This is a genomic window from uncultured Tenacibaculum sp., from assembly GCF_947502995.1.
Lineage (GTDB): Bacteria > Bacteroidota > Bacteroidia > Flavobacteriales > Flavobacteriaceae > Polaribacter.
In genome coordinates this window covers 46,850-60,232 of sequence record NZ_CANNBW010000025.1, presented here as the reverse complement: position 1 = coordinate 60,232, position 13,383 = coordinate 46,850, and the positions used below count along the sequence as shown (strand labels likewise).

Annotated in this window: 16 protein-coding genes; 10 read left to right on the top strand and 6 right to left on the bottom strand. The window is 29.4% G+C overall.

Annotated elements, in window-relative coordinates; translation table 11 throughout:
- Window positions 1–46: 46 nt before the first annotated feature.
- The 3 genes from Q1A46_RS18075 (at window position 47) to Q1A46_RS18065 (ending at window position 3,245) form a co-directional block, all read left to right on the top strand.
- Window positions 47–1,570 carry a helicase HerA-like domain-containing protein gene (locus Q1A46_RS18075; RefSeq protein WP_299682286.1) on the top strand — a complete coding sequence of 508 codons (1,524 nt, stop codon included), beginning with the start codon at window positions 47–49 and terminating at the stop codon, window positions 1,568–1,570.
- A 46-nt stretch (window positions 1,571–1,616) separates the two neighbouring features.
- Window positions 1,617–2,177 carry a hypothetical protein gene (locus Q1A46_RS18070; protein WP_299682284.1) on the top strand — a complete coding sequence of 187 codons (561 nt, stop codon included), beginning with the start codon at window positions 1,617–1,619 and terminating at the stop codon, window positions 2,175–2,177.
- 87 nt (window positions 2,178–2,264) lie between these two features.
- The gene (locus tag Q1A46_RS18065; protein ID WP_299682281.1) at window positions 2,265–3,245 is read left to right on the top strand and encodes a PLP-dependent cysteine synthase family protein; all 981 of its coding nucleotides are present in this window, start codon (window positions 2,265–2,267) and stop codon (window positions 3,243–3,245) included.
- A 541-nt stretch (window positions 3,246–3,786) separates the two neighbouring features.
- Here Q1A46_RS18065 and lipA read toward each other — a convergent pair.
- The 5 genes from lipA to Q1A46_RS18040 form a co-directional block, all read right to left on the bottom strand.
- Complete coding sequence (gene lipA, locus Q1A46_RS18060) at window positions 3,787–4,671, bottom strand: lipoyl synthase (protein ID WP_299682277.1); 885 nt, start codon at window positions 4,669–4,671, stop codon at window positions 3,787–3,789.
- Window positions 4,672–4,713: 42 nt separating this feature from the next.
- Window positions 4,714–5,160, bottom strand: coding sequence for a hypothetical protein (locus tag Q1A46_RS18055; RefSeq protein ID WP_299682274.1), 447 nt, complete (start codon window positions 5,158–5,160; stop codon window positions 4,714–4,716).
- Between the two features lie 117 nt (window positions 5,161–5,277).
- Window positions 5,278–6,504, bottom strand: coding sequence for an NRAMP family divalent metal transporter (locus Q1A46_RS18050; RefSeq protein ID WP_299682271.1), 1,227 nt, complete (start codon window positions 6,502–6,504; stop codon window positions 5,278–5,280).
- Window positions 6,501–7,058 (bottom strand): RNA polymerase sigma factor, encoded by a 558-nt coding sequence (locus tag Q1A46_RS18045; protein WP_299682333.1) that lies wholly within the window; start codon window positions 7,056–7,058, stop codon window positions 6,501–6,503. Before Q1A46_RS18045 ends, Q1A46_RS18050 begins: the two co-directional genes overlap by 4 nt.
- Before the next feature lie 11 nt (window positions 7,059–7,069).
- On the bottom strand, window positions 7,070–7,273 hold the full coding sequence (locus Q1A46_RS18040) for a membrane or secreted protein (RefSeq protein WP_299682267.1): 204 nt from the start codon (window positions 7,271–7,273) through the stop codon (window positions 7,070–7,072).
- A 113-nt stretch (window positions 7,274–7,386) separates the two neighbouring features.
- Here Q1A46_RS18040 and Q1A46_RS18035 point away from each other — a divergent pair, with 113 nt between their 5' ends.
- From Q1A46_RS18035 to Q1A46_RS18005, 7 genes are all read left to right on the top strand, one after another.
- Window positions 7,387–7,515 carry a hypothetical protein gene (locus Q1A46_RS18035; RefSeq protein WP_299682264.1) on the top strand — a complete coding sequence of 43 codons (129 nt, stop codon included), beginning with the start codon at window positions 7,387–7,389 and terminating at the stop codon, window positions 7,513–7,515.
- 150 nt (window positions 7,516–7,665) lie between these two features.
- On the top strand, window positions 7,666–8,982 hold the full coding sequence (locus tag Q1A46_RS18030; protein ID WP_299682261.1) for a sulfatase-like hydrolase/transferase: 1,317 nt from the start codon (window positions 7,666–7,668) through the stop codon (window positions 8,980–8,982).
- A 2-nt stretch (window positions 8,983–8,984) separates the two neighbouring features.
- Window positions 8,985–9,752, top strand: coding sequence for a YHYH protein (locus Q1A46_RS18025; protein ID WP_299682258.1), 768 nt, complete (start codon window positions 8,985–8,987; stop codon window positions 9,750–9,752).
- Window positions 9,753–10,316 (top strand): toxin-antitoxin system YwqK family antitoxin, encoded by a 564-nt coding sequence (locus tag Q1A46_RS18020; protein WP_299682255.1) that lies wholly within the window; start codon window positions 9,753–9,755, stop codon window positions 10,314–10,316.
- Window positions 10,300–10,959: an SCO family protein gene (locus tag Q1A46_RS18015; RefSeq protein WP_299682253.1), complete on the top strand. Its 660-nt coding sequence runs from the start codon at window positions 10,300–10,302 to the stop codon at window positions 10,957–10,959. Before Q1A46_RS18020 ends, Q1A46_RS18015 begins: the two co-directional genes overlap by 17 nt.
- A gap of 73 nt (window positions 10,960–11,032) precedes the next feature.
- Window positions 11,033–11,575 carry a hypothetical protein gene (locus Q1A46_RS18010; RefSeq protein WP_299682250.1) on the top strand — a complete coding sequence of 181 codons (543 nt, stop codon included), beginning with the start codon at window positions 11,033–11,035 and terminating at the stop codon, window positions 11,573–11,575.
- Window positions 11,576–11,580: 5 nt separating this feature from the next.
- Complete coding sequence (locus tag Q1A46_RS18005) at window positions 11,581–12,189, top strand: hypothetical protein (RefSeq protein ID WP_299682247.1); 609 nt, start codon at window positions 11,581–11,583, stop codon at window positions 12,187–12,189.
- 126 nt (window positions 12,190–12,315) lie between these two features.
- Here the strand turns inward: Q1A46_RS18005 and Q1A46_RS18000 are convergent, their stop codons facing one another.
- Window positions 12,316–13,368, bottom strand: a complete 1,053-nt coding sequence (locus Q1A46_RS18000) for a hypothetical protein (protein WP_299682244.1) — start codon at window positions 13,366–13,368, stop codon at window positions 12,316–12,318.
- Between the last annotated feature and the right edge of the window lie 15 nt (window positions 13,369–13,383).

Here is a 13,383-nt window from a genome sequence, read left to right as displayed (position 1 = left end):
TTGAAATGCTGATATTAATAGTATTTTTATCAAAAAATAATAAAAGATGAGTCAAACGGAGTCGTTCTTCAATTACATAAATGAAGGGTACAAATGCAAAGGAGATTTTATTACGTTAGGTGCAGGAATGTTAGGAGAAGAAACTGTAACTAACGCGTTAGTAAATATACCTTTAAAAACACTTAACAGACACGGACTAATTGCTGGTGCAACAGGTACAGGAAAAACTAAAACTTTACAGATTCTAGCAGAGAACATGTCTGAAAAAGGTATTCCTGTTTTATTAATGGATGTTAAAGGTGATTTAAGTGGATTAGCACAGCCTAGCCCAGGACATCCAAAGATAGACGAACGTCATGAGAAAATTGGTATTCCGTTTGATGCTAAAAAATTTCCAATAGAAATTTTATCAATATCAGAACAAGATGGAGTTCGTTTACGAGCAACTGTTTCAGAATTTGGTCCAGTTTTATTATCAAGAATTTTAGATTTAACAGAAACACAATCTGGAATTTTAGCTATTATTTTTAAATATTGTGATGATAACCAATTACCTCTTTTAGATCTAAAGGATTTTAAAAAGATGTTGCAATTCATTACAGCAGAAGGAAAAGAAGAGATTTCCGCAGAATATGGAAGAATTTCAACTTCTAGTACAGGAGCGATTTTAAGAAAAATTGTAGAATTAGAACAACAAGGAGGAGAGTTATTCTTCGGTGAAAAATCGTTTGAAGTTGATGATTTAACCAGAGTTGATGAAAATGGTAGAGGTGTAATATCTGTATTAAGATTAACTGATATTCAAGATAAACCGAAGCTGTTTTCAACATTTATGTTACAATTATTAGCAGAAGTTTATGAAACATTTCCTGAACAAGGTGATAGTGGCAGACCAGAGTTAATTATTTTTATAGATGAAGCACATTTGGTTTTTGATGAAGCTTCAAAAGCATTACTAAGTCAGATAGAAAGTATTGTTAAATTAATACGATCTAAAGGAATAGGATTGTATTTTGTAACTCAGAACCCTAAAGATGTTCCAGAAGATGTTTTGGCCCAATTAGGAATGAAAGTACAGCATGCTTTACGTGCATTTACAGCAAAAGATAGAAAAGCGCTAAAATTAGCCGCAGAGAATTATCCTGATTCAAATTTTTATAATACAAGTGAAGTATTAACTCAATTAGGAATTGGAGAAGCTTTTGTAACAGTTTTAAACGAAAAAGGAATTCCTACTCCTTTAGCAAGAACAATGCTAAGAGCTCCAATGAGTAGAATGGATGTTTTGACAGAGAAAGAAATTCAAGAAGTCATAGGGAATTCTAAATTAACTAAAAAGTATAATGATACAATCGATAGAGAAAGTGCTTATGAATTGTTAGGTGAGAAGATCGATAGTATTAACAAGAAAAAATCTGAAGAAGATAGAAGGAAAGAGGAAGAAAAATTAAAAAGAAAAAGAAGTTCGAGTAGTTCACGTAGAAGTACACGTCAAAACCCAGTAGTTAAAGTATTAACAAGTGCCACATTTATTCGTGCTGTGTTTGGTATTTTAAAGAAAGTAATCTAATTAAACTAAAGAGAGTAAATAAACGTTATATAAGAAACTAATTTAAATGAGAAAATTATTCAAAATCGTGTTGGTTGTTTGTGTTGCAATTGTAAGTACACAGTGTAGTAAAGATAAATACACGATTGCTAAAGGAAAAGTAGGGCAAATCACAAAAGAAACTACAATGCAAGATTTAGATAAAATTTTTGCTAAAGATTCTATTGTTAAAATTTTAAGTGAAGGAGCCAAAGGAAATTACTATTTCCAAGATGATGATGAATATCAGATTTTCGAAAAAGGAGGAAAACATTTATTAACGATAGTTCCAAGAGAACAATTAGATTCTACTTCAACAATCAAGAGTATTGAAGTTTTTGATGAAAGATTTAAAACGATAAATGGATTAAATGTACTTTCTACTTTTAGAGACATTAATGCAAACAATGCGATAAGTAAAATTGAAACGTCATTTTCTTCAGCTACTATTTTTATAGATGATTTAAATGCTACGATAGCTATAGATAAAGAAGAATTAGGCTTGAAAGAGTTTAATATGAAAAAAGTTAGTATCGAACAAATACCTGATTTGGCGAAGATTAAATCCTTTATTGTTTGGTTCAATTAAAATATACAAATCCCGATTTATCGGGATTTTTTATTGGCTTTAAATTATCGTTTGATAAACCTATATTTGCACAGCAAACTTAACGAAATGAAATACGCAAAGAATATTCTAGAAACTATAGGGAATACACCTTTAGTCAAGATAAATACATTAGCTGAAGAATTACCTTGTTTGGTTTTAGCTAAATACGAAACGTTTAATCCTGGTAATTCTGTAAAGGATAGAATGGCTTTAAAAATGATTGAAGATGCTGAAGCAGATGGAAGGTTAAAGCCAGGAGGAACTATTATTGAAGGTACTTCAGGAAATACGGGAATGGGATTAGCTTTGGCTGCTATCGTAAAAGGATACAAATGTGTATTTGTAATGGCAGATAAGCAGAGTAAAGAGAAAATTGATATTTTAAAAGCTGTAGGAGCAGAGGTTGTTGTTTGTCCTACAAATGTTGAACCAGATGATCCTAGAAGTTATTATTCAGTTTCAAGGAGATTGGCAGAAGAAACTGAGAATGCTTGGTATGTTAATCAATATGATAATCCAAGTAATGCAAAAGGACATTATGAAAGTACTGGACCTGAAATTTGGGAGCAAACAGAAGGAAAAATTACTCATTTCGTAGTTGGTGTTGGAACAGGAGGAACTATTTCAGGAGTAGGAAAGTATTTAAAGGAGAAAAATCCTAACGTTAAAGTTTGGGGAATTGATACCTACGGATCAGTATTTAAAAAGTATCATGAAACTGGTATTTTCGATGAAAATGAAATCTATCCTTACGTAACAGAAGGGATTGGAGAAGATATTTTACCAAAGAATGTAGACTTTAGTATTATTGATGGATTTACCAAGGTTACAGACAAAGATGCAGCTGTCTACACACAGTTATTAGCTAAAAAAGAGGGAATGTTCTTAGGAAATTCTGCAGGAGCAGCAATGAAAGGTTTATTGCAGTTAAAAGAACATTTTAATGAAGATGATATAGTTGTTGTTTTATTCCATGACCATGGAAGTCGTTATGTTGGTAAAATGTTCAACGATGAATGGATGAAAAAAATGGGATACTTAGAATAATATTCTATGATTCATTTTTTATGTGGAGGTCCAAGTAATATTCAACAATTACTTTTAGTGCTAGTAATATATTACGGTCTACCAGTATTTGTTTTAGTGTACTTATCGAATTTCCTAATTAGGAAAACCACTTTTTATAGAGATCATATTAATAGTAATCTAAAGAAGATCTTGTTTGTATCAAGCTTAACCATTTTAATGTTTGTTTTGTGCGTGTTTATCACCTTTCTGATACAAATAGTTTAAAAATATAAAACCACCTTTAAGGTGGTTTTTTTATTGAATAAAAATGTTGTTTTTTAATTTGATGTTTTTAGTGTAATTCTATAAAAATCAAAAGCCATCTCTCTGAGACGGCTTCTGTTAATCAACTAATTCAAATAATTTACACAATGAAAACAATTACTGTTTACACAATATTTAGTTTTCAATTACTGTGCCAAAATTATGAATTATAACTGTAAGTTTTTTGTTTTATTTTATAGTTTACAATTTTTTAACTTTAAAGAGCTGTTTTGTTAAGGAATTCACAATAAAAAGTTTAGCTAGCATGCTTGTGTGCTTTATACGATGAGCGTACTAAAGCTCCACTCTCTACATACATAAAGCCCATTTCTTTACCAAGCTCTTCATATTTCTTGAATTGATCCGGAGTTATAAATTCTTTAACAGGTAAGTGTTTTTTAGTAGGTTGTAAATATTGTCCTATAGTTATGACATCAAGTCCAACATTTCTTAAATCTTTCATAGTTTGTATTACTTCCTCTTCAGTTTCACCTAAACCAAGCATAATACCTGATTTGGTTCTCATTCCATTTTCTTTTAAATATTTTAAAACACCTAAACTTCTATCATATTTAGCTTGGATTCTAACTTCACGTGTTAATCTACGAACAGTTTCCATGTTGTGTGAAACAACTTCTGGATGTACTTCGATAATACGATCAATTAGTTTTTCATTTCCTTGAAAATCTGGAATTAAAGTTTCTAAAGTAGTATTCGGATTTGCTCTTCTAATGGCTTGTACAGTTTCAGCCCAAATAATAGAGCCTCCATCTTTTAAATCATCACGATCTACAGAAGTAATTACAGCATGTTTAATATTCATGATCTTTATAGAACGAGCTACTTTTTCTGGCTCATCCCATTCTACGGTTTCAGGTCTTCCTGTTTTCACTCCACAAAAACCGCAAGATCTTGTACAAATATTACCTAAAATCATAAATGTAGCAGTACCTTCTCCCCAACATTCTCCCATGTTAGGACAACTACCACTTGTACATATTGTATTAAGTTTATATTTATCAACTAAGCCACGAAGTTCTGTGTATTTTTTACCAACAGGCAATTTAACACGTAACCATTTTGGTTTTTTTACTCTCTCACTAGGTGGGTTAGTAATTGTTGTAGCTAAATTATCAGACATTCTATTATAAATTTGAATTACAAATTTACGAAGAAATGTTTGTTATTGCATAATATCTAGTTCAGTTGCTTTATCAATAGCCATTTGAAGTGCACCATCCTTAGTTTTAACAAGCGATACAATTCTTCCAATCTTTTCTAAATCATCTCTATTAGCGCTCCAAAATGTAATTCCACTAACTTCTACATTCATTTCTAAACCATCGATTAAATCGCTTCCTCCAACTTTAAATGCACCATAAATAATTCCTAACCAAGATGGACCTCCTCCATGATAACCACTAGCTTGAAGATCTTTAGCTAAAGAGTCTTTCTCATAAATGTCGTGATAATCGTAACGGAATTTCCCATTTTGCTGTTGTAACACACCCGTGAAATGCAAATCTTTTGTATTCAAAGCATTTTTAAAATCTTCTCCTTGAGAAAAAGAATCATGAACGGATAATAGAACAGTTAATAATAAAACTGCTTTAATAATAACGTTTTTCATTTGTTTTTAAATATTGGGGTTTTATTTGCTCCGATAGAAATAATCAAAAAGCATGCTAATTTAATTTTTTTTCCGTTTTTTTTTAAATTTTTTAAGAAAAAATAAAAGCAAACTATCTTAAGATGCTGTAATAAAGGTGTTTAAATACCATAAACTAAAAGATAAAAGGAAGATAAAACCTAAAATACTAACAATTTTTAAGAATAAGTTAGGCTGAAATTCTTTTGGAGTATGGGAACTTGTTATCAATTTAAAATTAAGAAAAGCAAATATAGGAGCTGTTAAAAAAGAGAAGATAGTAGCTATTTTTACTAAGGTAAGCATACTACTTTTGAAAAAAGTTAGAATAATGCAAGTACCAATTAGAAGAAAAAGTATCCAAAACCAATAATTTAACTTTTTAAAACCGAATAGTTCAGTGCTTTTACTCATTGCTCTAGGAGAAGCATCTAATGTTGTAATTGTAGTACTAAACATAGTAGTAAAAGCTGCTATACCAATAATTATTTTAGAGTAACTTCCTAGATTTTTAGTGTATAAATCTATTAATTGAATAGCAAACTTTCCTCCACTAGAAGAAAAGGTTTCTCCTGTGTTAAACATGACCAAGGTTCCAAGTAAAATAAAGCAGATCCCTAAAAATAAAGTTCCTAAATATCCAACGTTAAAATCAAAAATTGATTTTTTTACTGTAATTTTTTCTGAAGTTGTTTTGTTTTTTTCAACAGACCAAAGTGAGTGCCATATAGAAATATCCAAAGGCGCTGGCATCCAACCTAAAAAAGCTATTAAAAAACTTATTTCTAAGGCGTTTTTAGGTAATATTTGTTGAAAAGAATAACTAGATTCATTTTTAAAAAAAGCAATGCTTACAGCGAGTAATGTGCTAATGGTAAGAAATAAAATAATGTATTTAATAAACTTATCTAAGAAAGAATATTTACCAAATAATAAAATGATAATTATTACAACTAAGAGTATGTAAGACCAATGAACTAAATTATGAGTAATACCAAAAAGTTGACTAGCTAATCCTGCAGTAACAATCGTTACTGCTGCCTGAATAGTAAACATGGTTATAAAATTTACAACCATATATAATATTAAATAAGGTTTTCCTAGTTTCTTGTATCCATCAAGTAAACTTTCACCAGTTGCAGAAGCATATTGTGGACCGAATCTGAAAAAAGGATATTTAAAAAGATGCACTACAATTATTGCCCATAATAATCCCAGACCATAATCAGCGCCAGCTCTCGTTGCTTGTACTAAATGTGATACTCCAATTGCAGCTCCAGCAAAAAGTAATCCAGGACCAAGAACATTGAGTATCGACTTTTTCATACATCACTTTTTTTGATGATTTCTGCTAGTAATTTTTTAGCTCTCAAGAGCTTTACTTTAACGTTATTAATAGGTTCATCAATTTGAGTAGAAATTTCTTTGTAAGAAAGTTCTTGGAAAAAGCGTAAGTTGATTACTTCTTGGTACTTTGGTTTTAGCTTTTTTATATCTTTTAGAAGTTTGGCTAAGTTTTGCTCTTTAATAATTTTATCTTCAGGAGAAGGTGTATCATCTACAATATCATAGATTTTATCCTCTTCTGCAGAAACTTTAAATTGAATTGAAGATTTTCGTTTTCTAAGAAGATCTTGGTATAAGTTTTTAGAAATAGCTATTAACCAAGTATTAAATTCATACTCTTCATTGTAAAGTTGAATTTTATTAAAAGCTTTCGCGAAAGTTTGAATGGTAATGTCTTCAGCATCATTTTCATTACCAGTATTCTTTAACTGATAACCATAAACACTACCCCAATAGAAATCCAAAAGGTGATTAAAAGCAACCTGATTGCCTTTTTTTGCTTGTTCTATATGTGTAAGGATTTCCTTTTTTATGAGATTATTTTTTATTGATGTTGAGGTTCATTACAAGTATCAAATTGATCTGGTGTTTTACCACAAAAGCCACAAGCTTCACCAGATTTATTCAACATTGGATTTTGACTTGCACATGTTCCAGCAAATTCACCATCTTTTTTTGCCCAAATCTTAATAGCAATTCCACCGAATGCTAAAGCTAATAATCCTATTGTTAAAAAAATTAATTTCATAAAAATATTTTTGTGCTACAAAGATACGTAAACTAATTTTTAAAATAGTTAGTGACTTTTTGAAAAAGAAAGTGTCATACATAGTGTAAGTTAAAAAATTAAATCCCTCAGTCATGAAAGAATTTTTAGTGAAGAGTTTAAATAGTTTGATAGGTTTTATAACAGAAGGATACAATAAAGATTTAAAACCTAACTATATTAAAGTAAAGAGTAATTCCCATAAAACTAGATTTAGAAATTAATCTCTTTTTCTAGAAAATCTAACATATAAATCAATTTTTAATCTAATATAACATGTTTAAATTCAGTTGTATTAGATTTTTTTTGTAAACTATTTAGCGAATTTTTAAACCTTTTTAATTCTTCACGGTCTAAAAATAAAAGTACGATACATGAGATTGATTTTATCCCCAATACTATTAGTACTATTAGTACTGATTACTTCTTGTAGTAAAGATAATGTAGATACAGAATCGCCAATTGATTCTAATCCAGTAACTACAAAACCTAATATTTTATTAATCATAGCCGATGATATGGGATTGGATGCAACGCCAGGTTATTCTGTCGGAGGTATCAAACCCAATATGCCAAATCTTCAAAGTATGATTAATAATGGAGTTCGATTTGAAAATTTATGGTCTTATCCAACTTGTACACCAACTAGATCAAGTATTTTAACTGGTAAATACGGTTTTAGAACTGGGGTAATGCAAGTAGATGATGAATTGTCTACTTCTGAAACTTCAATTCAAAAATATTTAAAAGATAATGGTGCTGGTTATCAAAATGCAGTTATAGGTAAATGGCATTTATCAAGAGACGCTAATCATCCAAACGAATTAGGTATAGATTATTATGCTGGTTTGTTAAATGGAGCAGTTACTTCTTATTGGAATTGGACTTTAACCGAAAATGGAGTTCAAAATAATTCAACAGAATATACAACAACTAAATTCACAGATTTAGCTATAGATTGGGTTAAAGATCAAGACACTCCGTGGTTTTTATGGTTAGCTTATAATGCACCTCATACACCTTTTCATTTACCACCAACCGAATTACATTCTCAAGGAAATTTACCAACAGATGAAGCGAGTATAGATGCTAATCCACAACCATATTATATGGCAATGATAGAAGCTATGGATTCTGAAATAGGTCGTTTATTGAATTCCATGTCAGAAGAAGAAAGAAATAATACAGTTGTCATATTTATGGGAGATAATGGAACCCCAAATCAAGTAGCTCAAGAGTATAGAAATAGACGTGTTAAAGGTACAGTTTATCAAGGAGGAGTAAATGTACCTATGATTATATATGGTAAAGATGTTAATAGATTTAGTGAAGCTGAATCTGCTTTAGTAAATACAACCGATTTATTTGCAACGATAGCCAATATAGCTGGGGTAAATGTAAGTACAATTAACGATAGTCGTAGTTTTTGGAGTATAGCATCTAATAGTTCGAATGTTATGTTAAGAGATTATGCGTATACAGAAATTGGCAGAGATTCTGGTACAGAAGATATCACAGTAAGAAACGAAAATTACAAATACATCCTTTTTTCAAATGGAACAGAAGCTTTTTACAATGTTTTTAATGATTTTTTTGAAACCAATAATTTGTTAGATAATCCATCACTAAGTGTAACTGAACAAACTGTTTTAACTGAATTAAAAAATAGAATAAATATTATAAAGAATTAATTATGAGAAATATATATAAAACTTTAATAGGTAGTCTTCTAATTTTATTTATGGCGTGTTCTTCTGATAATGATGAAAATACCAATGAAACTCCAACAACACCAACTGAATCTTATGATATAACAAGTGTGTTGTCTAAATTTGATAACGTACCAGGTGTTTCTTATGCAATAAACGGAGATGTTGTTGAAATTACTACCGATGATTTACCAAATCATGGAAGTCCTTATTGGGAACAAACAAATCCAATGTATGAAGCTTATAATGGAGATAATCCTAATTGGAGAAAAAATCCTAATTTAATTGAAAGTCAAAATATAGTTTTCACAATTCCTTTAAAACCACAAGAAGCTTCAAGTAATGCTGCAACACCGCTAGGTCCCATAGGTGTATCTGTAAATGGAATTGTCTTTTATAATCAATATGCCGGACCAAATAATCAACCTTTAACTAGTGAAATAAACTCTTTTGATCAATATTTAGGGCACCCTGATGCTAGAGGAAATTATCATTATCATATAGAACCAACATTTTTAACAGATACTTTCGGGAAATCAGGATTTTTAGGATTGTTAGCTGATGGATTTCCTGTATACGGACCAGAAGAAAATGGTAGTCCAGTTACAAATTCTGATTTAGATGAATTTCATGGACATGTTGGTGTAACAACTGATTTTCCTAACGGGATTTATCATTATCATGTTACTACTGAAGCTCCTTATATTAACGGAAATGGATATTTCGGTACTCCAGGAAATATATCTCAATAAATGAGGAGACTTTTCTTAATGATTTTTGTCACGTTTTTATCTTGTAAAAAAGATGAAATTAAATATCAAAACAAGATTTTCAATACAACTGATTTTAAATTAGTAAATGGAGAACTTTTTTTGAAACAAAATTTATATTCAGGAGAGTTAACTAAATATGATACTTTAAATAGGTTAAAAACGATTTCTAATTACTTGAAAGGTAAGAAAGAAGGACAAGAATTAAAGTATTTAAATGATACTTTAAAAATAGAAGAGCGATTTTATACTCAAGGAAAAAAAAGTGGTGTTCATAGAGGTTGGTGGCGTAATGGAAATAAAAGATTTGAATACCACTTTAATGCAAAGGGTGCTTATGATGGAAAAGTGAGTGAGTGGTATAAAAACGGACAACAGATGAAGGCTTTTCATTTTGTTGAAGGCAAAGAAGAAGGAAAACAACAATTATGGAGAGATGACGGAAAGATCAGAGCCAATTTTATAACTAAAAACGGAGATCGTTTCGGTTTAATTGGCCTCAAAAAATGTTATACAGTAAATACGATTAATGAAAGCTATAAATAATATAATTTTATTTGTTTGTATCGCACTACTTTGTGTGAGTTGTAAGAAAGAAATTAAAGTAGATAGGTCTATTACTTTACCTTTTTTTAATTCAGCTATTTTTACTCCTGAATGGATTGCAGAAAGCTCAAGAGAGTATAAAAGTATTCATAAAATTGCTGACTTTAGTTTGATAAATCAAGAAGGAAAAACGATCACAAACGAAAACTATAAAGGTAAAATCTATGTGGCAGATTTTTTCTTTGTAAGTTGCCCAGGTATTTGTCCAATTTTAGAGAAGAATATGAGTATACTTCAAGACGAATATAAAGAAGATGATGAAATCCAATTATTATCACACACAGTAATGCCTGTTAAAGATTCTGTTCCTGTCTTAAAACAATATGCTTTAGAAAATGGGATAAATTCTAAAAAGTGGAATTTAGTAACAGGAGATAAAGATCTGATTTACGATTTAGCACGAACATCTTATTTTGCGGATGAAGACTTTGTAAAAACTCAAGATAAAGACGCTTTTATACATACCGAAAATTTTGTCCTTGTCGATAAAAAAGGAAGAATACGAGGTGTTTATAATGGAACAATCGAACTAGAAATTCAACGACTAATACGACATATAAACTTATTGAAAAAAGAAAAATAAATTTCTTAAACACAATTTTAAAACTCTAAATTATTAGTTAATAGTTAAATTTGTGGAGTTTAATGCGTGTTTTATGAAAAAGACTTTACTAATACTACTTTTTATTTCGATAAGTAGCTTTTCTCAACATACCGATAGGTATTTAAAATTAATGGAGAATTTTATATTTCAAGATTCAATTAAGATCGAAAAGAAATATAAAAATGGGAATCGTAAATTTATAGAGACGCTTTATACTTATAAAATAAAAGGAAAAAGTAAAATTTATAAATTTAATGTAGGTTACAGTGCTTCATGGCTTAAAAACGGTGATTTGTTTTGGGAAATAAAATATGATAATTACGGAACTGCATTGTATTACCGTGCTATGACATTAGATGGAAATTTATCAAAAGAGTTAATAACTACAAAAATTGATACAAAATCAGATGATATAAGAAAAGCGTTAGGATCATCTAAATATTTAATTTTTGAAACTTATGAAAAACAGTATGAGGTTTCTAAAGACAATCAACCTTGTTTAGTTTGGGAAGGAGCAAAAAGCAGAGGAAAGAAAATAGGAGTTTGGAAGAAATATAATTGTTGTGGAGAAATTGTTAAGACTAAGAATTATTGAAAAGCATGAAAGTACTTCTAATTTGCATAGCATGTGTGTTTTTTAATTTTGAGTTGTCATCTCAAAGTGATCTGTATCAAATTCAAAATGATTCCCTTAAAAAATTTATTGAAAGTTTTAAGAGGATTAAATCTCCATTTAATTTTTCACAGCCTAAGATTGAAGAGGAAATAGATTCTAAATTATTACAACGTTTTTTGAATGTCGAAATCGTTGATGAAATAGGATATATAGGAGCAGAAAGTTATTACTACGGTTTTGCGTATTTCAATCAGAAATATTTAAGTTTAATTTACACACATTATTATTCACCTGGAGCTTTTGGAATAGATAATAAAGGTATATATGTAGTAACTATGAATTATGAAGGAGAAATAATAGGAGAGGAGTTAATAGGTTGTTTTTGTAAGAATAGTAATATGGGAAGCAATGAATATTTTGTCAGTGAACTTAATGTTACAATTCAAAAGAGTAAAATTATAGTGAAACAACAAGAAATTCGTCAGACTTTGGTTTCAAATGATGATGATGATGAAGACTTTAAAAACACTACATTAAAAACCTTTGAAATAGAAATCGATTCTCACGGAAAAATGATTAAAAAAGAAAGATAAAAATTAAAGAACATCTAGAAAGTAAAACTATAAATTGGAATCAGATAAGAATAGGTTCTTCAAAAGAGATAATAGCTAAGAATAAAAAATAATAGCTCAAATATAATTTGAGCTATTATTATGTTTTTAATTTACTGTAGTTAAAGGTGTGTTTCTAAAGAAAACAAATTCACGTTTTTTTGTGTCAAAAAAGTACATATCACCTCCTACAATTAATTTTGAGTTGCTTTTAATACCTAATAAACTTTTATAAAAAGGAGAGCATTCACTACGTATTTCAAGTTTATACCTAACATTACTAGAATTATCATTACCATTTTTAAATGGTACGCTATGTGGAGCAGTAACACCTATGGTTCCATGACATACAGATCCTGTACCTCCAATAATTTCAAAACGAGAATCTTTATGTGGTATAGATGCTATTTTAATATCATGTTTCTTGCCTTTGTATTTTAATACCAAAGAAGCTTCAGTATATAAAAAATCAATACCAGAAGCTGCTTCTTCAAATACACTATTTTCAGCTACTCCAGCAGAATAAGAAATAATAAAGCTTACATCACTATTCATTGGATATTCTTTTTCGTACTTCTTAAATGAAATATAATTGTCAGAGAAAAGATTTCTACTTAAAACGTTTGTGTTTTCTATAAGATTCACTTTTTCTCCAGCTATTATAACTTCACCATTAGCATTAGCAACAGATGCTATACTTTGATTTACCTTAGGGTAGTAGCCATATTCATTTTTTGTGATAAAATCTTTATGTTCAGCTATTAAAATTTCAGCTTTTTCAGGATTAGAAATACTTAAATAATTAATTTCTTCAGTAATACTTTTTAAGCTCTTAAAATTTAGTTCATTTCTAACCTTTTGAGTAATAGATAATTTTTGTTTGTAGTTGTAATTTATGTTTTCTAATAAAGCTTCTACACTTAGGTTTTTTGCTTTATTATTAGTAGATAAGTCTTGTTCATTAAAATCATTACTGAAAAGTTCTTTTTCTAAATCATTTTGTAGTTCGTTTATAGATTTAGCTTTTTGTTGAAGTTGTTCAAAATCTTCAAATTCTAGGATTGTTTTAAACTCGATAGGTTGAGTTTCGTTTGAGATTTCAACTTCTTTTGTACATGCAGTAATAATGCAAATTGTAAATAAAATTAAGATTTTTTTCATAGTAATTAAATGTTT